This is a genomic window from Bordetella avium, from assembly GCF_034424645.1.
GTDB classification, from domain to species: Bacteria; Pseudomonadota; Gammaproteobacteria; order Burkholderiales; family Burkholderiaceae_B; genus Bordetella; species Bordetella avium.
On the sequence record NZ_CP139969.1, the window covers coordinates 3072449 to 3096401 of the forward strand.

The following is a 23953-nucleotide window of genomic DNA, read 5'->3' on the forward strand; positions in this document are numbered from 1 at the left end:
GACGCCGCCCCACAACACCGTCTGCGACGGCGCCCATGCTCGCGATGCCAAAGGGGTCCGAAGCCTGGCTCAGCAGCGGCCGCAAGGCCTTCAGCGAGCAGGACGAGGGGATATTGCCGTGTGGCCGAGACGCCAGCCGGACAGAGGAGGCCTAGCGTTCCGCGCGCAGACGCGCCAGTTCAGCCGAGAGTTCCGCCACCAGCGCTTGAGCGCGGGCCAAGGGATCGAGCGGATGATCGGCAGCCAGCGCATCGGCGGCCAAAAGCGGCGCGCAGGGGGCTGTGCCCTGCCATTGCGGCTGCACGACTTCGCCGCCCGTGCCGACATCCACATCGAACACCAGTTGTTCGGCGCGGTGCCAGGTGCTGAACCATTCCAGCGGCCGGCCGTGCTGGTCGGCGCTTTGCCCCTCCAGCATCAAGAGCGGCGCCCCCACTTCCGTTTGCAGCGAGGCCGCCAGCTCCGTGTCGGCAGCCACCGCGCGGATCTGATTGCGGCCGGCGCCCGGATGCAAATCGAAGCGCTGAATCAATACGCCGTGCAAAGAGGTATCGGTCAAGTCTTGGGCTTGCAGGCCGGGGACGGCTGGCAGCCAGGTGCGCACATAGGCCAGCGGCGCATCGGCGACATAGCGCAGGCGCTCCAGCAAGAGCAAGCGGCGGCTGCCGAAAAAATCGGCCACTGCGCCGGGCGGCTCGGCAGGACCGAAACCCAGCACCCGCGTCTTGAGCGCCACACCGTTCTGGGCCAATTGCGCATACAAGCCCGTGGATCGCTGCACTAGGCGGCGGTGCTCGCTGGCGGCGGCCACTACCGCCGGGCGCCCGGCCTCGCGCTGGATCATGCCCTCGGCGGCCAGGGCCGATAGGGCTTGCCGCACCACGCTGCGCGCCACGCCAAAACGCTCGCACAGGGCGGCCTCGCTAGGCAGTTGCGTGCCGGCGCCCAGTTTGCGGGCACGGATGTAGCCGCGTAAGCGGGCGGCGACCTGTACGTGCAGGGGCACGTCAGCGGAACGATCGAGTACGGGTAAATCTCCAGCGTGGGTCACCGCCATCTTGCAACTCAGTTTTCTGTTTGGGCCTGCGCAGTTTCCCATACATGCGTCCAGCCCGGAACCAGAGCGGCCGCACGCTCGGCCGCCAACACCAGACTGTCTTCGCGGGCGATGCCCTGACCCGCGATATCGAAGGCGGTGCCATGGTCCACCGACACGCGCACCACGGGCAGGCCCACGGTGATATTGACGCCGTCATCGCCATAAACCGACTTGAAGGGCGCATGGCCCTGATCGTGATAGCAGGCGATCACGAACTGCCATTTGCCGCGCACGGCCTGCGGAAAGAGCGCGTCGGCCGGAATCGGACCTGCGGCGAGAATGCCATCGGCATTGGCTTCGGCCACAGCGGGCGCCAGGATATCGGCGTCTTCATCACCGAAAATGCGGTTCTCGCCCGCATGCGGGTTCAGACCCGACACGGCGACCGGCTGGTCGCCACGGCCCAGCGCCTTGGCGAACGATCCGGCCAAGCGCAGCACGGCGCGCACGCGGGCCGGCGTCAGGTCTTCGATGGCCTGGCGCAGGGACACATGCGTGGTGGCATGGAAGATATACAGATCGCCCGCAGACAGCACCAGCGAGAAGGTCTTGACGCCGAATTCATGGGCCAGCAGCTCGGTGTGGCCAGGCCATTTATGGCCTGCGGCGTGCATGGCGGCCTTGTTCAAGGGCGCGGTCACAATGCCGTCTACTTCGCCTGCCCGGGCCAGCGCGCAGGCCGTAGTGACAAAGCGCACCGAGCCGTCGCCGGCAGCGGCGCTGATCTCGCCCAGTTTCACGCCAGCCAGCGACGGGCCGGCCTGATAGACCTCGATCGTACCGGGGGTGTTGCTGACATCGGCGGTGCGCTCGACCCGGCGCACGATGGCGGGGTCGCCGCCCAGGCGGCGCACGGCTTCGGTCATTACATCGACATCGCCGATCACCACCAGCCGCGCCTTCTGGCGCAGCGCGTCATGCTTCATCAGCATCTTGGCGGTGATTTCCGGCCCGATGCCAGCGACGTCGCCCAGGGTGACGGCCAAAAGGGGGATCTGCGGGGCTTGCGTCATCGTTTGAATCTCCTATCTCGGATCGCGCGCACAGCGCGAACCAGTACGTCTTCGGAGCCAAAGCCACCGGCCTTGGTCACCACGGGCAGACCGGCAGCCGCGCCGCCGATCAATGTGCCCAAAGGCACGCCGCCCATCACTTCATCGACCAGGGCGATACCGTTTGCGCCCAAAGCCGCCAGAACTTGCCGGGCGCCGTCGCCACCGGTGGCGACCACCCCCGCCGCGCCCGAGGCGCTGACCGCCTGCGCGGCCAGGCTGCCCAGACGCTGCGCCACGGTATCGGCATCCAGGCCGTCGAGCTTGCCGGCCGGGGCCAGCAGCAACAGCGTGCCGGCATCGGGCGGCCCCTCTTCGGCAAGCGCCCGCAATTGCGCCTCGGCCCAGTGCTGCCAGACGGCGGCATCGGCCAGTTGCGCCAACGACGGCGACCAGCAGAGGGCGCCTGCGGCCTGCAAGGCCGCGATCTGCGCCCGGGCGTTGCTGTGCTGCGAGGTCACGACCACCACCACCGGGGAACGCTGATCCGCCCCCGCCCAGACTCGGGCCAGGGGCGCGGCCAGACCGCCCGCGCCCACGGGCAAGGCGCGCGCGCCCAATTCGCCAATGGCGCGAGCCAGGCGCTCGAGGTCCGCTTCATTGCGGGCGTCGACCACCACCGTTGGGCCGGCCTGGGCGATGCGCGCCGCCAGCGAGGCGGGGCCTTCGCCGTCGAGCACAGGCACATGGGCACAGCCGAGCAGGGTCGGAATATGGCTTTCGGTAACGGGCGTGACCGGATCTGTGGCGGCTGAAGTCGCCGTGACCGGCTCGCCGTTCACCAAGAGCACCCCGTTCTCGACCGTGCGCCCCGTCGCGGGAAACGCCGGGCAGACCACGGCGATGGCGTCCGCACGCCAGGCGGCGCGGGCGGCGTCGATTTCCGCCCGGAATGCGCCGCGCAGCGTGGAGTCCACCTTTTTATACAAACGCGACGCGCCGGCGGCGCGCAGCCGTTCGATATTGTCGCGCACCGCCTCGCCCGCCTCGGCGTCGGGCATGGCGCGGCTGTGCGTGGTGACCGCCAGCACCTCCACATCGACCGGCGAGACGAGCGCTTCGCGCGCGCCGTCCACCGACAGACGCGTGCTCCAGCCCGCCCTGACGAATTGAACCGCGGTGTCGCCCGCTCCGGTCAGATCGTCGGCAACAATCGCGACGACGGGTTTCACAGCGCCTCTCCTCTGGCCGTGCGAGTGTCGGCCAGGGCGACATCATCGGCGGTATCCGGCTTGAGCTGACCGGCGCGCTTCAGAAAGTAAGAAGCCAGCACGGGGGCCAGAATCGAGCTGATCAGCACGCAGGCCGCAACCTGGGCCGTGGCCGCGCCGACGTATTGCTGGAAGCTGGGGTCGGCTGCCGCCACCACGGCGGGCGTGGCGATCGCGTTGCCGGCCGTCGTGCCCGCCGCAAATCCCAGGCCGCTTTTGCCGCCTCGGCGCAGGATCAGGCGATAGCCCAGATAAACCAGCCCCCCCGTGAGCGGGCTGATCAACAGGCCCAGAATCAGGCCGCTGATGCCGCCGCTGACGACCGCGCCCAGATTGATGCCTGTACCCAGCGCAAAAGCGAAAAAGGGGATGACGATGGTCGGCACGGGCTTGAGCACCTCGCGCCACTTGGGGTCGAGATTGCCCACCAGCACGCCGAGCAGGAAAGGCACAAGCGCCGCAATCATGGCAATGGCCGGAATATCGGCCAGGCCGGAAGCACCCAGAAACAGCAGGCTGAAGAAGGGGCCGTCATTGAGGGCGCTGGCGACATAAGCGCCGCGATCCCGGGCATCGCCATACTGGCCCGTGTAGGCCAGCCACAGGCCGCCGTTGCTGTTATCGAAAGCCGCCAGCATGGCCAGAATGGAAACGCCCAGCACGCCGTCCAGACCGACATAAGCGCCCAGGATGATGATCAGCGTGGCGGGCACGATGGTTTTCATCAGCAAGATGGTGCCGGCCGTGGCAAGAATAGGGCCGCCGGTGCGCGCATTGACGTGGGTGCCGGTCGCGAAAATCAGCAGCGCGATCAAGGGCAGCGCGCTGTTCTTGAACAGCGCCGTGGTAAAGCCGCCGATAGCCAGGGCATCGGGCGCAAACGTGCCAATCAAAGAGCCGAGAATCAAGGGCACCAGCATCAAGCCGCCGGGGATTTTCTGCATCGTGCCGAAGAACGGCGAGCGGGTGGTTTCAGTTGTCACTTTCTGAGTCTCCATACGTTTTTTTTGCGAACGCGAGCATTCATGATCAGGTTTATCGGAAATAGGATGGGGTAATTTTATACCTATCCGTACAACCTGTACGTACAGAGTAAGGCAAGGACTCGGAAAGCGGTAGCGCGGGCAAACCCCTGCACCGCTCCCGCCATCGGTCGCAGCGCGGCTCTGGGCGCTCAGCGATGAGGCCTTATCGAACGGCCCGCATCAATCGGGTTCATCCTCATTCGTCCTGGCCGTCAGCACATGGTCCTGCCAGACGCCGTTGATCTTCAGATAACGCCGGGCATAGCCTTCTTTCACAAAACCCAGGCGAGACAGCAGGGCGCCGCTGCGCGTGTTTTCGGGCCGGTAATTCGCCATGATCCGGTGCAGCCGCAAGGACTGGAAGACCTGCGCGATGGCGATCTGCAAGGCGGCCTGCATCAAGCCCCTGCCCTCTTCCCGCCCGTCCAGCGAAAACCCCAGATAGCAGGCCTGAAAGGGCCCTCGAACGATGTTGGTAAAGCCACACTCTCCCGCCATCGCGCCATCGTCCCTGCGCTTGATCACGAAATACAGCGCATTGCCCAGCGCCATCTGCCGCTCCTGCTCCAGGCAGCGGGCGACCACGCCCGAGATCGTGTAATAGGCCTCGTCGCGCAGAGGCTCCCAGGGACGCAGCCGCTCGCGGTTGCGCCACTGATAGTCACACCGCGCGGCCGCGTCCGCGACACTGGCGCGCTGCAAGCTGTAATTGGAAAAAGGAAGGATAAGCGTCATAGCGTGTCTGGCACCGTGTAAGCGCGCCATACTAGCGCTGAATCGCCGCGCCCTGGCGAAACGGCATTGCGGGTTAAGATGGCGCCTGCTCCGGGGTGCACGCAAGTGCTGAGATCCACACCCGCGAACTTGACCCGGCTTATCCCGGCGTAAGAAGAGCACATCTCGACAGGGCCGCAGCGCCCTCGCGGCTGGGCTTCGGAGCGTCCATGAACCGGAATCCTCGAATGTCCATGATCCACGCCGAACCGCCGCTCGCGGACCTACTCGCCTTCATTGCCCAGGACGGCTGCACCGACGCGCAATTCGACCGGCTCGCGCTCGCGCTGTTTCGCTATCAATATGGCGCGAATGCCGCCTACCGCAGTTTCTGCCAGCGCCGCAACGCCACGCCGCGCCGGGTGCAAACCTGGAGCGATATTCCGCCCGTGCCCATTGACGCCTTCAAGGCGCTGGAGCTGCGCTGCGAACCGCCTCGCGACGACGAGCGGGTGTTCATGACCAGCGGCACCACCCGCGCCGATACGCGCGGACGGCATTTCCATCCGCATCTGGACGTCTACGATCTGTCGATGACGCGCCATTTCGCGCAGCGCTTCATGCAAGGCGCGGAACGCCTGCCCATGGGGATTCTGTTTCCCGATGAGCAAGCCATGCCGAACTCATCGCTGGCCCATTATCTGGCGCTGGCGAAATCGGTCTTCGGCACAGCGGACAGCCGTTATTTCATGTCGCCGCAAGGCATGGATCTGGACGGCCTGTGGCAGGCGCTGGAACAGGCCGAACGCCTAGGCCAGCCCTATGCGCTGCTGGGCGCGAGCTTCAGTTTCGTGCATGTGATCGATGCCCTGCGCGCAAGCGGCCGCCGTTTCCGCCTGCCGCCCGGCAGCCGCATTCTCGATACCGGCGGCTACAAGAAACAATCCCGCGAACTGCCGCTGGAGGCCTTTTATTCCGAGCTTTCCGATCTATTGGGCGTGCCGCGCGAGCGCTGCATCAATATGTATGGCATGACGGAATTGAGCACGCAGTTCTACGACAACGGCAACGCCACCCTGCCTGCGGTGAAATCCGGACCGCACTGGATACGCTCGCGCCTGGTCGATCCGGCCACCGGCCAAACTGTGCCGGCCGGCGAGCGCGGCATCCTGGCGCACTGCGATCTGGGCAACTTCAACTCGGTCACCACCATTCTCACCGAAGATGTCGGCGCGCCCGCCGAAGGCGGCTTTCTGCTGCTTGGCCGGGCCGAAGGCGCGCAAGCCAAAGGCTGCTCGCTGGCGGTGGAAGAATTTTTGCGCTCCACCCCGGCATGAGCACCCGCCGGATTGAGGCGGCCTATCTGCCCGGCCTGAGCGCGCAGGAGGTGCAATGGCATGTCCAGACCTATGCGCGCGATGGCCAGACGCTAGAGGTCGCGCTGCCGGTGCTGTCGGCCGCGCAGATGAGCGCGCTGGCCCTGCGTGTGCGGCAGGCCAGCGCCAGGCATCTCAAGACCATGACCGTCTCCGAGATCATCACTGTCATCGACCGCGCCGTGGCCCGGCTGCTGGATGCCGCCGACCCCCTGCGCCAGCAGGCGGACGCCCTGCTGCCCTGGGTCACGGGCTATGACGCCAACATGGTGCGGCTCGGCCTGACCGGCCTGCTCAAGACCTTCCGCGCCCCGCAATTGCATCGTTTCGTGGCCGAAGACTTCGCCAATCCCAAGGTGCTGGACGGCTTTCAGCCCGCGACCAAGGGCGGGGCCGTACGGGCCTACGGGCCGGGGCTGCTTGTTCATAGCTGGGCCGGCAATGTTCCCGCGCTGGCGCTTTGGAGCCTGGTTTGCGGCCTGCTGGTCAAGGCCGGCAATATCGGCAAGCTGCCCAGCGCCGAACCGCTGTTCGCCGGCTGGTTCGCCCGCCTGCTAGCCGACGTCCACCCGCCCTGGGCAGATTGCCTGGCCGTGGTCTGGTGGCGGGGCGCGGGCGGCGATGAGGCCTCGGCCCTCTACGCTCAGGCCGATACCGTGGTGGCCTATGGCGGCAACGAAGCGCTGCAAGCCATTCGACAACGCTTGCCGGTCAGCACCCGCTTACTGGCGCACGGCCACAAGCTAGGTTTTGGCGTGATCAGCGCCGCCGCGCTGGATACGCTCAAAGGCCCCGCGCTGGCCCGCCGGGCCGCCTGGGACGTCATGCGCTATGACCAACAAGGCTGTTATTCCCCTCATATCTTTTATGTGCAGCGCGGCGGACCCCTGCCGCCACAGGCCTTCGCCTCCTATCTCGCGGGCGAACTCGCCAATCTGCAAAACCGCTATCCCCGGCACAGGCTCGATCTGCAGGAATCGGCCGCGCTGGCCAAATGGCGTCAGTCCATAGAGTGGCGCCAGACAGCGGGCCGCCCGGCCGACATCCTGATCGGCGACCCCGACGACGCCTGGAGCGTGGTCTATACCGACTATGCGCAGGACCTTGCCCCCACCGCCCTGCAACGCAGCATCGTGGTCGCCGCCATCGACAGCCTGGACGACGTAGCGCCCGCCGTGGCAAAGCATGCCGCCTATCTGCAAACGGCCGGCGTGGCCGCCACCCCCGAAGAGCTGTATCAACTGGCTGACCAGCTGGGCGCTGCGGGCGTGACCCGCATCAGCGCCCTGGGCGCCATGAGCCAGCCCGAAGCCGGCTGGCATAACGACGGGCGTTTCAATCTGCTGGATCTGGTGCGCATGAGCGAGATCGAACACTCCGCCGAAGCTGCTGCCGACGCTTACGCGCCCTACGAACCATGAGCAGCGCCCCGCTCTTTCTGCAACTGCGGCAGCTGTCCTATGCCTATCCTGGCCAGCCCCCCGTCGTCGACGGCATAGACTGGTCATTGCAGACCGGCCGCTTTCATTGCCTGGTCGGGCGCAGCGGCTGCGGCAAGACCACCCTGCTCAAACTGGCGGCCGGGCTGCTGGCCCCGCAAAGCGGAGACATTCTCGGCGCCCCCCGGACCCGGCTGGGTTATGTGTTCCAGGCTCCCACGCTGCTGGACTGGCTGCGCGTGATCGACAATGTGCTGCTGCCGGTATCGCTGCAAGGCCGCCCGCAGCCCGCCGACCAGGCCCGGGCGCAGGCCCTGCTGGCCCTGCTGGGGCTGGCCGAGCATGCGCTGCGCTATCCGCGCCAGCTGTCGGGCGGACAGCAAAGCCGGGTCGCGCTGGCGCGCGCCCTCATTCTCAACCCTGACCTGCTGCTGCTGGACGAGCCCTTCGCCGCCCTGGACGCCATCACGCGGGAAGAACTCCAAGACGATCTGCTGGCCATCTGCCGCCAGCACCACACCACCGTGCTGTTCATCACCCACGACATCGGCGAGGCCGTCTACCTGGGCGACCGCGTCGCCGTGATGCACAAAGGCCGGCTTGCGGCCGATATCGCTGTAACGCTGCCCACGCCGCGCGCGCCCTCCATGCGTCATGGCGCGGCCTTCAATCAATATTGCTCGCAACTCTACGACGCTATGCGCGGAGCCGAAGCATGAGCAGCGCCCCATTCCCGCGTACCCTTATCCGCCTACTGGCCGCCGCGCTGCTCTGCATCCTCCTGGGCGGCTGGGAACTGGCCGTGCGCCAGACCGGCATTTCCGCCCTGGTGCTGCCGGCGCCGTCGGCCGTGGCCCTGACGCTCTGGAACAGCCTGGCCAGCGGCTATCTCTGGCCGCACATCGGCGTGACGCTGGCCGAAATGCTGCTGGGCCTGTTGCTGGGCGGCGCGGCCGGTCTGGGCATGGGCATAGCGCTAGCCGAATCGCCCCTGCTCGACGGCCTGCTCAAACCCTACGTCATCCTCAGCCAGGTCGTGCCCAAGCTCGCGCTCGCCCCGCTCTTCGTGCTGTGGTTCGGGTTTGGCATGCTGCCCACCGTGATCATGACCGCGCTGATCTGCTTCTTTCCGCTCATGGAAAACACCCTGACCGCGCTGCGGCAGGTGGACGCTAACCGCTTGCAACTATTCGCCATGCTCGGCGCCTCGCGCACGCAAACCCTGCTGCGCCTGAAACTGCCCGCAGGCCTGCCCGGCATTCTGGCTGGCCTGCGCGTGGCGCTGGTGCTGGCGCTGGTCGGCGCCGTCGTCGGCGAGTTTATCGGCGCCAGCAGCGGCCTGGGCGCCGTCATCATCGCCGCTCAAGGCATGATGGACACGCCGCTCATGTTCGCGGCGCTGACCGCCATCGCCCTCATCGGCCTGCTCTGCTATCAGGCCACTCTCGCCCTCGAGCAGCGCCTGCTGCGCCCCTACACCGAACTCTCATGACCCCATCCCCCTCCTCCTCTCGCCGCACCCTGCTCGGCGCTGCCCTGAGCCTGAGCGCGCTGTCGCTGGCCAGCCCTCTGGCGCGCGCCGCCCAAGACCGCAAAATCACCGTAGGCGGCTGGAGCAAACCCATTTCGGAAATCAGCAATCTGCTGGCCGAACCCGACAAGGGCTTTTTCAAAAGCCAGGGCGTGGCGCTGGGCTACATCCCCGGCGCAGGCGGCGGAGACGCTATCCGCAATCTGCTGAGCGGCCAGGCCGATGTGGCGTTCACGGACCCCGGCTCTTTTTTCATGGCGCTCGACAAGGGCGAGAAACTGCGCGGCATCTACGACATCTACCCGCAAAACGTTTTCAATGTCGTCTCGCTCAAATCGGCCAATATCAAACGTCCGGCCGACCTCAAAGGCAAGCGCATCGGCGTCTACAGCTTTTCGAGCGGCACGCGCCAGAATCTGCTGGTGCTGCTGCACCAGGCGGGCCTCAGCGAAAAGGATGTCGAGATCGTTGTGACCGGCGTGCTCAATTTCGCACCGCTGCTGCAAGGCCAGGTCGACGCCACCGCCGCCACCGATACCGGCCTGGTGGTGGGCCGCCGCCGTGGTCTGGGCGAGGTCGATGTCATGGCGCTGCGCGACCACATCAATATTTCCAGCGACCTCTTCGTGGTGCGCGAGGCCACCTATCAGCAAGAAGCGCCCCTGCTGCGCGACTTTCTGCGCGCCTATCGGGACAGCGCCGCCTGGATGATCGCCCAGCCCGAGCAAGCCGCCGCCATTGCCGCCAAGCGCGCCATCGACGGCACCGACCGCAGCATCAATCTCGACGTGATTAGCCTGCGCAATGCCGCCGCACAGGCGCCGGCCGGCGCCGACGGGCGCACTCCGCCCCTGGGCGCGTTTGACCTCGAACGCTGGCAACAGGCGGCTGACGCCTATCACAGCCTGGGCCTGATTCAACACCCCATCGAGGTCCGCCAAGTGCTGGACACCAGCCTGCTGCCATGAACGCCGCCCTCAAACTCCAAGGCAAAGTCGTGCTCGTAACGGGCGCCAGCTGGGGCATCGGCGCCGAACTCGCTCGCGCCTTCGCCCGCGAAGGCGCTACCGTCATCATCAACTATCTGCGTAATACCGAAGCCGCCGAGGCCGTCGTGGCCGAATGCGAAGCCGCGGGCGCGCAGGCCTGGGCCTTGCAGGCCGACGTAGGCTCGGCGCCGGCCGTGCAGGCCATGATGGATGAGATCATCCTGGAAACCGGCCGCATCGACGTTATCGTCAACAATGCGCTGCGCCCCTACCGTTTTGACCCGCGCCAGCGCCAGACCTTCGACACCCTCGATTGGCAAGACTACCAAAGCCAGTTCGACGGCGCCGTGGGCGCGGCCTATCATTGCTGCCGCGCTGCGCTGCCTCACTTCAAGCAGCGCGGCCAGGGCAGCATCATCAACATCGCCAGCAACCTCGTCGAGCATCCTGTCGTGCCCTACCACGACTACAACACGGCCAAGAGCGCCCTGGTGGGTTTCAGCCGCAATCTTGCCGCCGAGCTGGGCCCCTATGGCGTGCGTGTGAATTGCGTGGCGCCCGGCCTGGTCTACCCTACCGACACCAGCGGCAGCACCCAGGAAGCGTTTCGCGACGCTCTCATCGCGGCTACGCCGCTGCGCCGTATCGCCCGCCCCCAAGACATCGCCGGGCCGGTGCTGTTTCTGGCCTCCGACTGGAGCGGCTTCATGACAGGCCAGGTCTTGTTCGTGGACGGCGGACTGGTCATGCGCTGATGGCCTGCCTGGGCATCCCGCGACAAAGCGCTCGAAGCAGACCGCAGTCCAGCCTACGTTTCCTGAGAAAATTGCAAGCCGCGATTCCTGGCAGATCATGGCCGGCTTCGCGCCGCATCCCAGATTAGGCCAAAAGACCTGTCCTACGCCAACGCTTGCATTACCATGCTGGCATCAAATCGACGCCCCAATCCGGCGCCGCCTAAGGAAGACCATGAAAGCTATCCCTTCAGCGCTTCGCTCAGCCCTTATCTTGGCTGCCTGCGCATCCCTTGCCGCCTGCGCGCATACGCCTCGCAACGACTTGAACTATCAAAGCCGCCCGGCCCCCACAGCGGCGGACAAAGCCCCAGATGCCCAAGCACCGCGCCTGACCATTCAGTCCGGCGAGGGAGAGCGCTTGAATCTGCCCTGGTTCATCCGCGGCACGCAGGACTGGGTCAACAGCCATTGACCGGAGCGCTCGGCGCAAGCACAGCATTCCCCTGGTTTTGGGCTGCGCTTTGCTTAAAGGGTCTATCGATCGATGCCCAAGGGCTAAACTCAAGACCTCGACCGCATAACATCCCCTCTGGACTCGCCCGCTGTAGGCTATTGCGCGCAAGCAGCCATCGCTATCGCGAATACGCCAACCGGCACATGACGTTTTCAGGGGAGCCACTGCCCATTTTTTGGCCCACCGATGAAAGAGCACCCCTTTCTCCGTACCGTCGCGGTGCGCACCCGTCTGTTACTGCGCCGAAAATCCCGTCAGATCGGACGCCTGTCGCGCAGCATCATTCCGCTATGCATTTTGCTCGGCGGCGCGGCCATCGTCGCAGGGCTTTCCCTGCTGTTCACCTGGCTGGCCGATATCGCCCTGGCATGGAATGCCCGATGGGTCGGACAGGCAAGCTGGGCCGCGCTCATCGTTCTGCCCTGCGCCCTCGCCGGGCTCCGATGGTGCACGCTGCGCTTTGCGCCCAATGCTTCCGGCAGCGGCATTCCCCAGGTAATGGCCGCCCTCTCCCTGCCCCCTGGCAATGCGCAGACCAGTCTGGTCACCCTGCGGCAAACGCTCTGGAAAATGCCACTCGCCTTTGGCGGCATGCTGGCAGGCGCCTCGATAGGCCGAGAAGGCCCTTCCGTGCAGATCGGTGCGGCCGTGATGCTGGCCTGGGGCAATTTCTGGAAACGCTGCGGCGTGCAATTGCGCAGCTTTCATTCGAATGAATTGATTGCCGCCGGCGCCGCGGGCGGCCTGGCCGCCGCGTTCAATGCGCCCCTGGCCGGCGTCATCTTCGCCATCGAAGAACTGGGGCGAGGCACCGCCCTGCGCTGGCAGCGCCTGGTTTTCACTGGCGTGCTGGCAACGGGTCTGATCGTCGTCGCGGTATCCGGCACCAACCCCTATCTGGGCAAATTCGTCGGCGCCGATTTTTCCCAGAACATCGTCATCTGGATGGGGATCGTCGGCGTGGTCAATGGCGCCTTGGGTGGTATTTTCGCCTGGCTGCTCGGCAAAGGCGTCGTGGGCAGCACCCCGCCCCGCTGGCGCGACACCCTGCGCGCCCATCCGATCGCCACGGCCTTTGTCATGGGCCTGATCGTCGCCGTGCTGGGGCTGCTGACCAGCGGCGCCGTGTACGGCACGGGTTACCACGTCGCATCGGGCTCTCTCTCTGGCGAAGCGCCGGCCCAGGCGGGCTTTGGCCTAGCAAAAATAGCGGCGACCGTCGCCTCTTATTGGGCGGGCATTCCGGGCGGAATTTTCACCCCCGCCCTGACGGCGGGCGCAGGCGTCGGAGAACAGCTTTACCAATGGTTCGGAAGCGGAGCAGACGCCCGGGTGCTGGTGCTGTTTTCCATGGCGGCCTTTCTCGCGGCAGCCACCCAGGCGCCCCTGACGGCAAGCGTGATCGTCATGGAGATGACGGGCAGCCAATCCATGCTGTTCGGCCTGTTGATCACATCGCTGCTGGCGTCGGCTACCTCGCGCCAGTTTTCGCCGCATGCCTTCTATCATCTGGCCGCCGGACAGTTCCGGCAGCAGGTGATCGCCACGCATATCAAAGACAAGCCGGCGGCCGCCCAACCCTGACGCATCTCCTCCCACGATACCCGCCGGCTCTGCCGGCGGCGTCATATCAGGCCAGCGCGCGGGATTCCGGTATGGCTCATGCCGGGCAAGGGCTCGCATTTATTTCCTGCCGCAATGTAGACCTAAAACAAATTCGGCATATGGTTATGAAAACTTAGCCTTATCCCGATTCCTGGCATCCCCCTAGAATCCGCTTGTGTCGATTGGCAGGCCAGCCCCGCTCAGACCTGAGCGGGCCGCAGGCTCTCCGAAGCAAGGCATAGACCGGCATCGCAGCGGCAATGCCCCGCCTGCCCGACGGATCTGCCGATCGCTGCCGCCGCGCGGCTCGCGCCTGGCCCCTTTTGCATTCACGCTTGAAGAGTAAATCATGAGCGACACCCAAAACCCTGATTGGCGCCTCGAAACCATCGCGGTGCATGGAGGCTACCGTCCCGACCCGACCACGCGGGCGGTGGCCGTGCCGATTTACCAGACGGTGGCCTATGCGTTTGACGACACCCAGCATGGGGCAGACCTGTTCGATCTGAAGGTGCCGGGCAATATCTACACGCGCATCATGAACCCCACCACGGATGTGCTGGAGCAGCGCGTGGCGGCCCTGGAGGGCGGCATCGCCGCGCTGGCGCTGGCCTCGGGCCAGGCCGCGGTCACCTATGCCATCCTGACCATCACCGAGGCGGGTGACAACATCGTGTCCTCCAGCACCTTGTATGGCGGCACCTACAACCTGCTGGCGCACACCCTGCCGCAATACGGCATCAGCACCCGCTTTGCCGACCCGCGCGATCTGTCCACGTTCGAGCGCCAGATCGACGAGCGCACCAAGGCCATCTTCGCCGAGTCGGTGGGCAATCCGCTGGGCAACGTCACCGACATCGCCGCGCTGGCCGAACTGGCCCACCGCCACGGCCTGCCGCTGATCGTGGACAACACCGTGCCCTCGCCCTATCTCTTGCGCCCCATCGAGCACGGCGCCGACATCGTCGTGCAGTCGCTCACCAAGTATCTGGGCGGCCACGGCACCAGCCTGGGCGGCGCCATCATCGACTCGGGCAAATTCCCCTGGGCCGAACACAAAACCCGCTTCGCGCGCCTGAACCAACCCGACGTCAGCTATCACGGCGTGGTGTACACCGAGGCCTTTGGCGCGGCCGCCTATATCGGGCGCGCCCGCGTGGTGCCGCTGCGCAATACCGGCGCGGCCATCTCGCCTTTTAACGCCTTCCAGATTCTGCAAGGCATCGAAACGCTGGCGCTGCGCGTGGACCGCATCGTCGAAAACGCCGTCAAGGTGGCGACCTTTCTGCGCGGCCACGACAAGGTCGAATGGGTCAACTATGCCGGCCTGGCGGATCACCCCGATCATGCTTTGGTGCAGAAATATATGGCGGGCAAAGCGCCGGGCCTGTTCACCTTCGGCGTCAAGGGCGGGCGCCAAGCCGGCGCGCGCTTGCAGGACGCCTTGCAGCTCTTCACCCGTCTGGTCAACATCGGCGACGCCAAGTCGCTGGCCACCCACCCGGCCTCGACCACCCACCGACAGCTCAACCCCGAAGAACTCCAGCGCGCCGGCGTGCGCGAAGAAACCGTGCGCCTGTCCATCGGCATCGAACACATCGACGACCTGATCGCTGACCTCGATCAGGCGCTGGCCAAGGTAGAGAAATAATGCAACGCCGTACTCTGTTGAAAATGGCCGCGGGCCTGCCTCTCATCACCGGTGGCACGGCCCTGGCCGAAGCCGCGCCCAAGAAAAGCAACACCTATGTGCTGGCCTCGGGCTCCTGGCATGGCGGCTGGTGCTGGCGCCCCGTCGCCGACCGCCTGCGGGCGGCCGGGCATCGCGTCTATACCCCCAGCTACACAGGCATGGGCGACCGCGCCCATTTGCTGGCCCAGGGCATCACGATCGATACCTTCGTCGAGGACCTCGTTCAACTCATTCAAAGCGAAGAGCTGAACGATGTGATTCTGGTGGGCCACAGTTTTGGCGGCATCCCGATCACAGGCGTGGCCGACCGCATCCCCGAGGCCTTGGCGCATCTGGTCTACTTTGACTCCATCGTGCTGAAAAACGGCCAGAATGCCTTCTCGGTGTATCCCAAGGCCGATGCCGACGCGCGCATCGCGGCCGCTACCAAGGCGACCCAGGGCCTGGCCGTACCCATCCCTGATCCGCTACCCGCTGCCTGGGGCATCGCCCCCGGCAGCGACACCGAGGCCTGGGTCAAACGCCGGCTCACGCAACACCCTCTGGCCAGCTACACCACGCCCTTGACGCTGCAACACCCGATCGGCAACGGCCGGCCGCGCACCTATATTCATTGCACCCAGCCGGAGCTGCCCGTTCTGGAACAATCGCGCAAGCTGGTGAAATCGCAACAGGGCTGGAACTGGGTCGATCTGGCTGCGCCGCACGAAGCCCATATCACGCATCCGGCGCTGCTGACCGAGGTGCTGCTCGGCCTGAGCTGACCGGCCAGAAGCCCCGAAAACGGATCCTGCTTGCGCCCCCTGCCCGGCGGCCCCAGGGTCAGTTACAGTGCATGGCCCGCGCGAGTCCGCCGCGAGGCTTGCCAGCCCGATGGGGCGGCAAGCCTGCGCCCAGACGGCGCGAATGCATCCAGGAGCCGCATCACCATGCACGACACCCCGCTAAACGATACCCCCGACGAAGCCAAACAACAGGAAGCCCGCCTGTGGCGCGATGACGGCTGGACCGCCCGTGTCATCAAAAACGAAGACGACGACGGCTGGGCCGTGGAAATGACCCTGGACGGGCAGGCGGAGCCGGCCCTGGTCGGGCCATGGACCATGGGCCGCGACAAGAAAAACCCCAAGCCGCTTGACGCCTCCGCCTTCTACACCCTGGTCAAAACCGCGAATGAAGTGCTGCGCCGCCATGAGCAGCAGTTGCATGCCGCCCTGCACAAGAGCGTGAAAATCGACGCCGCAGAGGGCCGCCTGACTATCAAACTCGATATCGTTCCGGACGAAGACGAGCCCTATGCCGTGCTGAGCGCCTACAACGAAAGCGGGGAACAACTGGCTCAGACCCATGTCGCCCCGAACTACAAGCTAAACGTACAAAGCGCATCGGTCTGGGCGCAGGGCGGCTTCGGCAGACAGGGCTGAGGCCCGGCGGGATGAATCACGCGGGGCAAGAACGCTGCGGGCTTGAGCGCCCCCCCCCCCGCGCGATACGGGCCTCGCTGACAGCGCCCGGCGCCAAAGTGTATTGCGCCCGACTTCAGCATGGGGCAGGCGGCAATGCTGCTGCCCAGTCATAACCGCCGGATACACCGGCAGGCCAGCCACCCTCTCGCCCCCCGCCGCCGGGCGAACCCTCGTCTTGCCCAGCGTTTTCCCCAGGCTATCGGCGTCTTGCTTGCGCCAAATCTGTTATCTACAATAAATAATAATTATCATTTGCAAGAATATGGAATGACCTCCTCAAAGCAAGCCCACGTCGAGACGCTGTACGCCGACCATCACGGATGGTTGCAAAGCTGGATGCGCCGGCAACTGGGGAACTCCTTCGAGGCGGCCGATCTTGCGCACGATGTATTCCTGCGGCTGCTGCGCCGCCCTGCGGCCATCGAAACCCGCGAACCCCGCGCCTACCTGAGCGCCATTGCGCGCGGCCTTCTGATCGACCACTGGCGCCGCCGAGAACTCGAACGCGCCTGGCTGGAGGCGCTGGCGCATACCCCCGAAGCCCTGGCGCCCTCGCCCGAAACCCGGATGCTGGTGCTCGAAGCGCTCATCAAAATCGATCAAATGCTCGATACCCTCAAGCCCAAGGTGCGCCAGGCGTTTCTATGGGCGCAGCTCGAGGGCATGCGCTGCCCGCAGATAGCGCAGCGTCTGGGGGTCTCTCTGGCGACCGCCGAGCGCTATGTGGCGGCGGGCCTGCGCCACTGCTATGCCTGCCGCTTCGGTGAGCCGTGAAGGACGCTGGCGCCCTCCCCGCCTCGGTGGTCGATGAAGCCATCGCCTGGTCAGTCAAACTGAATTTTGGCTCGCCCGACCCGGGCACCTGTGCCGCCTTCGAACGCTGGCGCCGGGCCGCACCGGATCATGAGCAGGCCTGGACGCGGGTGCAGACCGTCAACGCCGACTTCAGCGCCCTGCCCCAGGGACTGGCGCTGGACACCCTGACGGCGACGACTCGCAGGCGGCGCCGCGCCGTCCTCAAGAGTCTGGCTGCGCTGGGCGGCCTGGCCAGCACCGGCTGGGTCATCCGCGAACATGCGCCCTGGCAAGCGGCCGACGTCAGCACCGGCGTGGGCCAGCGCGACCGCCTGACACTGGCTGACGGCACCCTGCTGATGCTGAACACCGACAGCGCGGTCGGCCTACGCATGGAGGGGGCCGAGCGGGTGCTGGTGCTCTATCGCGGTGAAATCTCGATTCAGACCGGCGCCGATGCCGCATCGCCCGTCAAAAGGCCTTTTTTCGTGCGCACGCCCTTCGGCACGGCCCAGGCCCTGGGCACGCGTTTCGTGGTGCGCCTGGCAGAGGCTTACGCGCGGATCAGCGTGCAAGAAGATGCCGTCGCGCTGCGCCCGGCCAGCGGCGCGGACCGGATGATCGCCCAGGCCGGCCAGACATGGCGGCTGGACAGTCAACGCGCCCTGCCAATGCAAACGCCGGCTATCACCAGCGATGCCTGGTTGGCGGGTGCGATCGAGGGCCAGGATATGCGCCTGGGCGACCTTCTGGCTGAATTGGCGCGCTACCGTCCCGGCCGCATCAGTTGTGCGCCCGAGGTGGCCGATCTCAAGGTGTCGGGCACCTACCATGTCGACGACAGCGACCGGACGCTGGCATTTCTGGCCCAGACCCTGCCCATCCGGCTGCGTTACTGGACCCGCTACTGGGTGGCCGTAGGGCCTGCCTGAGGCCCGCTTTTTTCGGGCTCGATTTTTTGTTTGGAAAAAGTGAGGGGATACGCGTTTTCAAACGGCCTACAGAGAAAGACATCCTCTAACCTGGCCCCTCAAGACTACGCAATGATCCTCGTCCGCACTTCCCAGCCAGCACGCCCGGCGTTTGCCCCGACCCTGCTTGCTAACGTCCTGTCCGGCATGCTGTGCAGCGCCGCCCTTGCCTGGGTCGCGCCTGATGCGCGGGCGCAGGAGGCCACCGGGCGGGAATACCGCTACGCCATCGCAGCCGGTCCGCTGGACCAGGCGCTCAGGCAATTCGCCCATGCCAGCGGCGTGAATCTCTCCTTCGAAGCCGCCCAGGTGAGCGGCCAGCACAGCGCCGGACTGCAAGGCAGTTGGAGCCTGGACCGCGGCTTGCAAACCCTGCTGGCCGGCACGGGTTTTGAAGGCATACGACTGCCCAGCGGCGGCTATGCCGTGCGGCGTCTGGCCGGGACCGCCCTGCTCGAGCCCGTCAAGGTGACCGGCCAGGGCTATCGTCTCAGCACGGAAGGCAGCGGCTCCTACACCCTGCCCGCCGTCAGCATAGGCAAGGGCGAGCAATCCTTGCGCGAGATTCCGCAGTCCGTCAGTGTGGTGACCCGTCAGCGGCTGGATGAACAAAATCTGGCCTCGGTGTATGACGCACTGGAAAACACCACCGGCGTGACCTTGCAGCAAAGTCCGCAGGGCGGCAAATACATTTACTCGCGCGGCTTTGACAATAGCGTGATCCAGTACGACGGTGTCCCGCTGGAACGCAATATGTATGGCCGCGCCAGCAACTACTCGGGCGGCACCGCCTTCTATGACAGGGTGGAGGTGCTGCGTGGCGCGGCAGGCCTGCTGCAAGGCTCGGGCTCGCCCGGCGGCGCAGTCAACCTCGTGCGCAAACGCCCCTTGACGGAAGACCGCCTCATGGTCGAAACCAAGGCGGGCAGTTGGGACCGCTATGGCCTGCAACTGGACGCCAGCCGCGTATTGAACGAAGACGGCAGCCTGCGCAGCCGCGCCCTAATCGACCGGCAGGACAATCATTCCTTCGTCGATCGGGTGAACCTGAAAAACACCACCTTATACGCCACGCTCGAATACGACATCTCGCCACGCACCCAGGTCAACCTGGGCTATAGCCACGAAGACCTGCGGGGCCGTCCTGCCATCTCGGGTCTGCCGCGCTACAGCACGGGCGAAGCCGTAGACTTCAAGCGCCCCACCAGCTTCGCCGCCGACTGGAACCGCCAGAAGACCTCGAACCAGGGCTATTACGCGGATCTCACCCATGCCTTCAATGACGATTGGCGCTTCAAGCTGACCGGCGCCTACGTGCGCGAGAAGCAATACCTCAAATACACCGCCTCCAGCCGCGCCGTGAACCCGCTAACACAGATGGCGACGGTCAGCGTGGCCAGAACCGTGGCCGACATCGACACCTCGGGCGTAGACGCCCATCTGACAGGCAGGTTCCGCGCCTTTGGCCGCACGCACGATGTGGTGGTGGGCAGCAATTACGGCCACAGCAAGATCGACACTTCCTATTCCTATCTGGTCAACTACGCCAGCTTCAACGCCTTCCATTTCGATCCGGACCTGCCCGAGCCGAGCACGGCCGCCCTGCGCGCGGGCACCGACGAGGTGCGCATCGGCTCGAACCGCGAACTGGGCTTTTATGGCGCTACGCGCCTGCAACTGGCCGACCCCTTGAAACTCGTGCTGGGCGGCCGCTTCAGCCGCTCCAACCGAATCTGGACCACCGACACCACCACGGCGGGCCGCTTGAGCAACGGCCAGACCAAACAGGCCAACACCCATCTCACGCCCTATGCCGGCCTGATCCTGGAACTCTCGCCGCAGTGGACGAGCTATGTCAGCTACACCGACATTTTCCAGGCGCAGAGCGAAGTCAACGCCTCGGGGCAGGCGCTCAAGCCCATCGTCGGGGAAAGCTATGAACTCGGCATCAAGGGCGAATTGCTGGACGGCCGCGTCAATACGGCCTTCGCCCTTTTCCGTATTGATCAAAGCCACCGCGCTCAGGTCGATTTCAACTCCAGCCCGACCTGCGCGGCCGACTATTACTGCTACACCGATGCCGGCAAGGTGCGCAGCCAGGGCTTTGACGCGGAGATCAGCGGCGAGCTGACACGGGGCTGGAACCTGTATGCCGGCTATACCTTCAATACCACCAAATATCTGAAAGACCAGAACAGCCAGGGGCAGGCCTTCGCCTGGTACACCCCCAAACATATTTTCCACCTCTGGACCACCTACCAACTGCCGGGTGACTGGAGCGCCTTCACGATAGGCGGCGGCGTCAATGTGCAAAGCGGCCAATCGCGCCAGATCGGCGCCACGACGGTGCAGGCCAGCGGGCGCGCCATCTGGAACGCCTATAGCAAGTACCAGATCAACCCCAACTGGGCCGCCACGGTCAACCTCAACAACCTCTTGAACAAGCGCTACTACAGCGCGGTCGGCAACCTGGTCAATGGCATCCATTACGGCGATCCCCGCAATGTCATGCTGACGCTGCGCGGCACGTTCTGACGATGAAAGCCGGCCTGCGCCAGCGCATGAGCTGGCTGCACACCTGCTGCGGGCTGCTGTGCGCCTGGCTGCTGTGCCTCATCTTTCTGGCGGGCAGCCTCAGCGTGTTCCGCGAGCCCATCTCGCATTGGATGGCGTCCGAACCCGTCTTGCCCGAGGCCTGCGCCTCGCTGCCCCAAGAGGCCGTGCTGGCGGCCGCCTCGCGCTATCTCGCCGGACAGCAGGCCGATGCGCGCTTCTGGCGCATCGAACTGCCCGCCGCCCCCTCGCAGGCGATGAAGCTGTTCTGGCGCGGCGCAGGCGGCGTCACGCATGAAGCGGCGCTGGACCCGCGTGACGGCGCCCTGCTGCCCCAGCCCTGGGGACGCAAAAGCGAAGGCGGCCGTCATTTCATGACGCTGCACTACACGCTGCACGCCGGGAATATCGGATTCTGGCTGGTGGGCCTGCTGACGATAGGCTTGCTGGCCGCCCTGTTTTCCGGCGTCATCGTGCACAAACGCATCTTCAAAGACTGCTTCACCTTCCGTCCCGGCCGCGGCCAGCGGGCCTGGCTCGACGGCCACAATGCCTCGGCCGTGCTCACGCTGCCTTTTCAACTGATGATCGCCTACACCGGGCTGGCGATCTTCTATATCAGCTATATGCCAGGCCCCCTGCATGCGGTCTATGGCGAACAGGGCATGGCAGGCTGGCAAGCCGACCTCGCCAGAGAGCCCCCCCACACAAACACCGCCCCCCTGCCGCCGCCCCCACAGCTTGACGAGCGCATGCCCGCCCGCCAGCAGCTAGGCCTGCTGACGCAGGCCGCGCAGGCGGCGCTGGACCGCCCCGCGCGCATGATCATGGTGGAACGCCCCGGACAGCCCGGAGAGCGCATCACGGTGTATACCCGGCCAGATGAAGAGAAGGCGATACGCCAGCTCTCCAGCCCCGCCGCGCGGGCGGTGTTCGACGGCGCCAGCGGCGCCTTCACCGCGCTGCACGCCAGCGTCGGCAAGCAAACGTCGGAGGTCGCGCATCACATCATGGAGCGCCTGCATGTGGCGGCCTATGGCGGCTGGACCATCAAGGGCTTGTATTTCATCTGCGGTCTGGCGGGCGCGCTGATGATGGCGACCGGCGCCGTGCTCTTTACGATCAAGCGGCGCAACAAAAGCGCGGGCGAGTTCGGCGCCGCCACGGCCGCCTTCTACCGCATGGCAGAATCCCTCAACGTCGCGGCCATCGCAGGCGCCTGCCTGGCTTGCATCGCCTACTTTCATGCCAACCGCCTGATCCAGGCGGACCTTCCCGGCCGCGACATCTGGGAGATTCGCGCCTTTTTCCTGGTTTGGCTTCTCAGCCTGCTGCATGCCTGCCTTCGGCCCACGCGGCGCGCCTGGCTCGAACAGCTCTGCGCCGCCTGCCTGCTCTGCCTGGCGCTGCCCGTGGTGAATGCGCTGACCACTGGGCAGCATCTGCTGGCCTACGCACGCGCCGGCGACGGACAGGCCGCGGGGGTGGAGTCGGCCATCCTCGGGTTCGGCGGCCTGTTCGCCATTGCCGCCCTGCGGGTGCGCGAGGGCGTCTGGGCCGCGCCCAAACCAGGACGCCCGGCCAGCGCCCCGCCAGGCTATCGCCGGCGCGTGCTGGGGCGCCTGCTGTGCGCCGTGGCAGGCGGCTACGCGCTGGCCACAGCCAGCGCCACCCTGCTGGCGCAGATCCTCGCGCTAAGCGGCCTGGCCCGCCCGGCCATCGGGCTAAGCCTGGCCACGCTGCTGAGTTTTCTGATCTACGCGGCGGCGATCTTATGGGTATTCGCCGCGCCCCGCGCATGGCGCGACCTGCTGGCGGCCACGGCTGCGCTGGCCGCGCTGGCCGCGCTGGCCTGGACAATGGGGGGACCATGAACAGCACCGCTGCGGCCCTGGCCGCCCTGTTGCTGTCCTTCGCCGCCGTCGCCTGCGCCGCGCTGGCGATGGACCGGCATCACGAGCAGGTAAGCGGCCATGGCGGCACAGCGTGGCGGCGCGGCAGCCTGCGTGTCTCCGCCGGTGTGCTCGTCCTGGCCACGATGACTGGCTGCCTGCAAGCCTGGGGAACGGCGGTAGCCGCCCTGGTCTGTCTGGGCATGCTGTCTTGCGGCGCCATCCTGACCACCCTCACGCTCAGCTACGCGCCAAGACGCCTCCCTCTTATGGCCGTGGCGGCAGCACTGACTGGCCTGATTCTTGTCTCTGCCTGAAACGGGGGGGGGCCGCCCCCTGATTCCTTGTTCTCGAGCGTCGGCCGCTATACTCGGCCGCATCCTCAACACCCGGGGTTTATTCCATGCACATTCATCGTATCGCCGCGTTCACCTGCGAGGGCCAGGGCGGCAATCCGGCCGGCGTCGTGCTGGCTGATCAACTGCCCTCAGCCGACACCATGCAGCAGGTGGCGGCCCAGGTCGGCTACTCCGAAACCGTCTTCTCCTGCCCGGACGGCCACGGCGCTTGGCGCACCCGCTATTACTCCCCGGAAGCGGAAGTCGCCTTTTGCGGACACGCAACCATCGCGCTGGGCGCCGTGCTTGGACTGCGTTTCGGTCCGGGCCGGTATCCGCTGGCGCTGTCAAACCGCCACATCGAAGTCGCGGCCGAGCAACAAGACGGCGCATGGCTGAGCACGCTGCGCTCTCCGCCCACGCATAGCGCCATCGCCAGCCCCGCCTTGCTGGCGCAAGCCCTCGAACTCTTCGACTACGACAGGGATGAGCTAGACCCCGCGCTGCCAGCCTGCATGGCCAATGGCGGGATTGACCACCTCATCATCCCGCTGCGTTCCCGCGCAGCCTTGGCCCGCATGCACTACGACTTGAATCAAGGACGTCGCTTCATGCAAGACCATGGCATCGGGACCATCGCCTTCCTATTCCGCGAAAGCGCCACCCGCTTTCAGGCCCGCAACGCTTTTGCCATCGGCGGCGTGCTGGAAGATCCCGCAACCGGCGCCGCGGCGGCGGCACTGGCCGGCATGCTGCGCGATCTGGGCGAAGCGGAACTGGGCGAAATCGTCATCATGCAGGGCGTAGACATGGGGCAGCCTTGCCGGATTGAGGTGAGCTTCACGGCTGAGCGCGGCGCGCCCGTGAATGTGCGCGGCACGTCCGCCCTTCTCGGCTAAGCCGCCCAGGCAGCCGCCTGGCTCGCCATGGCGGCGCCATCCTGCAAGCCACGC

The 23953-nt window shown here is 65.9% G+C and carries 22 protein-coding genes; 17 read left to right on the forward strand and 5 right to left on the reverse strand.

Annotated elements, in window-relative coordinates:
- Window positions 1-151: 151 nt before the first annotated feature.
- The 5 genes from U0029_RS14195 to U0029_RS14215 all read right to left on the reverse strand — a co-directional run bounded on the left by U0029_RS14195 (window position 152) and on the right by U0029_RS14215 (window position 5122).
- The gene (locus U0029_RS14195; protein ID WP_012416347.1) at window positions 152-1057 is read right to left on the reverse strand and encodes a GntR family transcriptional regulator; all 906 of its coding nucleotides are present in this window, start codon (window positions 1055-1057) and stop codon (window positions 152-154) included.
- Between the two features lie 8 nt (window positions 1058-1065).
- Window positions 1066-2112: a 4-hydroxythreonine-4-phosphate dehydrogenase PdxA gene (pdxA, locus tag U0029_RS14200; protein ID WP_012416346.1), complete on the reverse strand. Its 1047-nt coding sequence runs from the start codon at window positions 2110-2112 to the stop codon at window positions 1066-1068.
- Window positions 2109-3323: a D-threonate kinase gene (gene dtnK, locus U0029_RS14205; RefSeq protein WP_039052079.1), complete on the reverse strand. Its 1215-nt coding sequence runs from the start codon at window positions 3321-3323 to the stop codon at window positions 2109-2111. The genes pdxA and dtnK overlap by 4 nt, the downstream gene beginning before the upstream one ends.
- Window positions 3320-4345 carry a 2-keto-3-deoxygluconate permease gene (locus tag U0029_RS14210; RefSeq protein WP_039052081.1) on the reverse strand — a complete coding sequence of 342 codons (1026 nt, stop codon included), beginning with the start codon at window positions 4343-4345 and terminating at the stop codon, window positions 3320-3322. Before U0029_RS14210 ends, dtnK begins: the two co-directional genes overlap by 4 nt.
- Window positions 4346-4567: 222 nt before the next feature.
- Window positions 4568-5122, reverse strand: a complete 555-nt coding sequence (locus tag U0029_RS14215) for a GNAT family N-acetyltransferase (protein ID WP_039052078.1) — start codon at window positions 5120-5122, stop codon at window positions 4568-4570.
- 233 nt (window positions 5123-5355) lie between these two features.
- Here U0029_RS14215 and U0029_RS14220 point away from each other — a divergent pair, with 233 nt between their 5' ends.
- The 17 genes from U0029_RS14220 (at window position 5356) to U0029_RS14300 (ending at window position 23899) form a co-directional block, all read left to right on the forward strand.
- Window positions 5356-6438: a LuxE/PaaK family acyltransferase gene (locus U0029_RS14220; protein ID WP_039052080.1), complete on the forward strand. Its 1083-nt coding sequence runs from the start codon at window positions 5356-5358 to the stop codon at window positions 6436-6438.
- Window positions 6435-7898 carry an acyl-CoA reductase gene (locus U0029_RS14225; protein ID WP_012416341.1) on the forward strand — a complete coding sequence of 488 codons (1464 nt, stop codon included), beginning with the start codon at window positions 6435-6437 and terminating at the stop codon, window positions 7896-7898. Before U0029_RS14220 ends, U0029_RS14225 begins: the two co-directional genes overlap by 4 nt.
- Window positions 7895-8635: an ABC transporter ATP-binding protein gene (locus tag U0029_RS14230; RefSeq protein WP_012416340.1), complete on the forward strand. Its 741-nt coding sequence runs from the start codon at window positions 7895-7897 to the stop codon at window positions 8633-8635. Before U0029_RS14225 ends, U0029_RS14230 begins: the two co-directional genes overlap by 4 nt.
- A complete protein-coding gene (locus tag U0029_RS14235) occupies window positions 8632-9408 on the forward strand; it encodes an ABC transporter permease (protein WP_012416339.1) in 777 nt (258 codons plus the stop codon). Before U0029_RS14230 ends, U0029_RS14235 begins: the two co-directional genes overlap by 4 nt.
- Complete coding sequence (locus U0029_RS14240; RefSeq protein WP_012416338.1) at window positions 9405-10415, forward strand: ABC transporter substrate-binding protein; 1011 nt, start codon at window positions 9405-9407, stop codon at window positions 10413-10415. The genes U0029_RS14235 and U0029_RS14240 overlap by 4 nt, the downstream gene beginning before the upstream one ends.
- Window positions 10412-11191: a 3-oxoacyl-ACP reductase gene (locus tag U0029_RS14245; RefSeq protein ID WP_114852461.1), complete on the forward strand. Its 780-nt coding sequence runs from the start codon at window positions 10412-10414 to the stop codon at window positions 11189-11191. Before U0029_RS14240 ends, U0029_RS14245 begins: the two co-directional genes overlap by 4 nt.
- A 214-nt stretch (window positions 11192-11405) precedes the next feature.
- Window positions 11406-11645 (forward strand): hypothetical protein, encoded by a 240-nt coding sequence (locus U0029_RS14250; RefSeq protein WP_012416336.1) that lies wholly within the window; start codon window positions 11406-11408, stop codon window positions 11643-11645.
- A 228-nt stretch (window positions 11646-11873) separates the two neighbouring features.
- Window positions 11874-13271, forward strand: a complete 1398-nt coding sequence (locus U0029_RS14255) for a chloride channel protein (RefSeq protein ID WP_114852462.1) — start codon at window positions 11874-11876, stop codon at window positions 13269-13271.
- Window positions 13272-13641: 370 nt separating this feature from the next.
- On the forward strand, window positions 13642-14943 hold the full coding sequence (locus tag U0029_RS14260; RefSeq protein ID WP_012416334.1) for an O-acetylhomoserine aminocarboxypropyltransferase/cysteine synthase family protein: 1302 nt from the start codon (window positions 13642-13644) through the stop codon (window positions 14941-14943).
- Window positions 14943-15749 (forward strand): alpha/beta fold hydrolase, encoded by an 807-nt coding sequence (locus tag U0029_RS14265; protein WP_012416333.1) that lies wholly within the window; start codon window positions 14943-14945, stop codon window positions 15747-15749. The genes U0029_RS14260 and U0029_RS14265 overlap by 1 nt, the downstream gene beginning before the upstream one ends.
- A 165-nt stretch (window positions 15750-15914) precedes the next feature.
- Window positions 15915-16409, forward strand: a complete 495-nt coding sequence (locus U0029_RS14270; protein WP_012416332.1) for a hypothetical protein — start codon at window positions 15915-15917, stop codon at window positions 16407-16409.
- A 309-nt stretch (window positions 16410-16718) separates the two neighbouring features.
- Window positions 16719-17225 (forward strand): sigma-70 family RNA polymerase sigma factor, encoded by a 507-nt coding sequence (locus U0029_RS14275; RefSeq protein WP_041937490.1) that lies wholly within the window; start codon window positions 16719-16721, stop codon window positions 17223-17225.
- Window positions 17222-18178, forward strand: a complete 957-nt coding sequence (locus U0029_RS14280; protein ID WP_114852743.1) for a FecR domain-containing protein — start codon at window positions 17222-17224, stop codon at window positions 18176-18178. The genes U0029_RS14275 and U0029_RS14280 overlap by 4 nt, the downstream gene beginning before the upstream one ends.
- Window positions 18179-18289: 111 nt before the next feature.
- The gene (locus tag U0029_RS14285; RefSeq protein ID WP_114852742.1) at window positions 18290-20752 is read left to right on the forward strand and encodes a TonB-dependent siderophore receptor; all 2463 of its coding nucleotides are present in this window, start codon (window positions 18290-18292) and stop codon (window positions 20750-20752) included.
- 2 nt (window positions 20753-20754) lie between these two features.
- Window positions 20755-22644 (forward strand): PepSY-associated TM helix domain-containing protein, encoded by a 1890-nt coding sequence (locus tag U0029_RS14290; RefSeq protein WP_114852741.1) that lies wholly within the window; start codon window positions 20755-20757, stop codon window positions 22642-22644.
- Window positions 22641-22979 carry a DUF3325 domain-containing protein gene (locus U0029_RS14295; protein ID WP_012416327.1) on the forward strand — a complete coding sequence of 113 codons (339 nt, stop codon included), beginning with the start codon at window positions 22641-22643 and terminating at the stop codon, window positions 22977-22979. The genes U0029_RS14290 and U0029_RS14295 overlap by 4 nt, the downstream gene beginning before the upstream one ends.
- Window positions 22980-23065: 86 nt before the next feature.
- Window positions 23066-23899, forward strand: coding sequence for a PhzF family phenazine biosynthesis protein (locus U0029_RS14300; protein ID WP_012416326.1), 834 nt, complete (start codon window positions 23066-23068; stop codon window positions 23897-23899).
- The last annotated feature ends 54 nt before the right edge of the window (window positions 23900-23953 follow it).

Coding starts and splice junctions, on each gene's coding strand:
- U0029_RS14195 (WP_012416347.1), bottom strand. CDS start 1,057: ATGGCGGTGACCCACGCTGGAGATTTACCCGTACTCGATCGTTCCGCT.
- pdxA (WP_012416346.1), bottom strand. CDS start 2,112: ATGACGCAAGCCCCGCAGATCCCCCTTTTGGCCGTCACCCTGGGCGAC.
- U0029_RS14215 (WP_039052078.1), bottom strand. CDS start 5,122: ATGACGCTTATCCTTCCTTTTTCCAATTACAGCTTGCAGCGCGCCAGT.
- U0029_RS14220 (WP_039052080.1), top strand. CDS start 5,356: ATGATCCACGCCGAACCGCCGCTCGCGGACCTACTCGCCTTCATTGCC.
- U0029_RS14225 (WP_012416341.1), top strand. CDS start 6,435: ATGAGCACCCGCCGGATTGAGGCGGCCTATCTGCCCGGCCTGAGCGCG.
- U0029_RS14230 (WP_012416340.1), top strand. CDS start 7,895: ATGAGCAGCGCCCCGCTCTTTCTGCAACTGCGGCAGCTGTCCTATGCC.
- U0029_RS14235 (WP_012416339.1), top strand. CDS start 8,632: ATGAGCAGCGCCCCATTCCCGCGTACCCTTATCCGCCTACTGGCCGCC.
- U0029_RS14240 (WP_012416338.1), top strand. CDS start 9,405: ATGACCCCATCCCCCTCCTCCTCTCGCCGCACCCTGCTCGGCGCTGCC.
- U0029_RS14245 (WP_114852461.1), top strand. CDS start 10,412: ATGAACGCCGCCCTCAAACTCCAAGGCAAAGTCGTGCTCGTAACGGGC.
- U0029_RS14250 (WP_012416336.1), top strand. CDS start 11,406: ATGAAAGCTATCCCTTCAGCGCTTCGCTCAGCCCTTATCTTGGCTGCC.
- U0029_RS14255 (WP_114852462.1), top strand. CDS start 11,874: ATGAAAGAGCACCCCTTTCTCCGTACCGTCGCGGTGCGCACCCGTCTG.
- U0029_RS14260 (WP_012416334.1), top strand. CDS start 13,642: ATGAGCGACACCCAAAACCCTGATTGGCGCCTCGAAACCATCGCGGTG.
- U0029_RS14265 (WP_012416333.1), top strand. CDS start 14,943: ATGCAACGCCGTACTCTGTTGAAAATGGCCGCGGGCCTGCCTCTCATC.
- U0029_RS14270 (WP_012416332.1), top strand. CDS start 15,915: ATGCACGACACCCCGCTAAACGATACCCCCGACGAAGCCAAACAACAG.
- U0029_RS14275 (WP_041937490.1), top strand. CDS start 16,719: ATGACCTCCTCAAAGCAAGCCCACGTCGAGACGCTGTACGCCGACCAT.
- U0029_RS14285 (WP_114852742.1), top strand. CDS start 18,290: ATGATCCTCGTCCGCACTTCCCAGCCAGCACGCCCGGCGTTTGCCCCG.
- U0029_RS14290 (WP_114852741.1), top strand. CDS start 20,755: ATGAAAGCCGGCCTGCGCCAGCGCATGAGCTGGCTGCACACCTGCTGC.
- U0029_RS14295 (WP_012416327.1), top strand. CDS start 22,641: ATGAACAGCACCGCTGCGGCCCTGGCCGCCCTGTTGCTGTCCTTCGCC.
- U0029_RS14300 (WP_012416326.1), top strand. CDS start 23,066: ATGCACATTCATCGTATCGCCGCGTTCACCTGCGAGGGCCAGGGCGGC.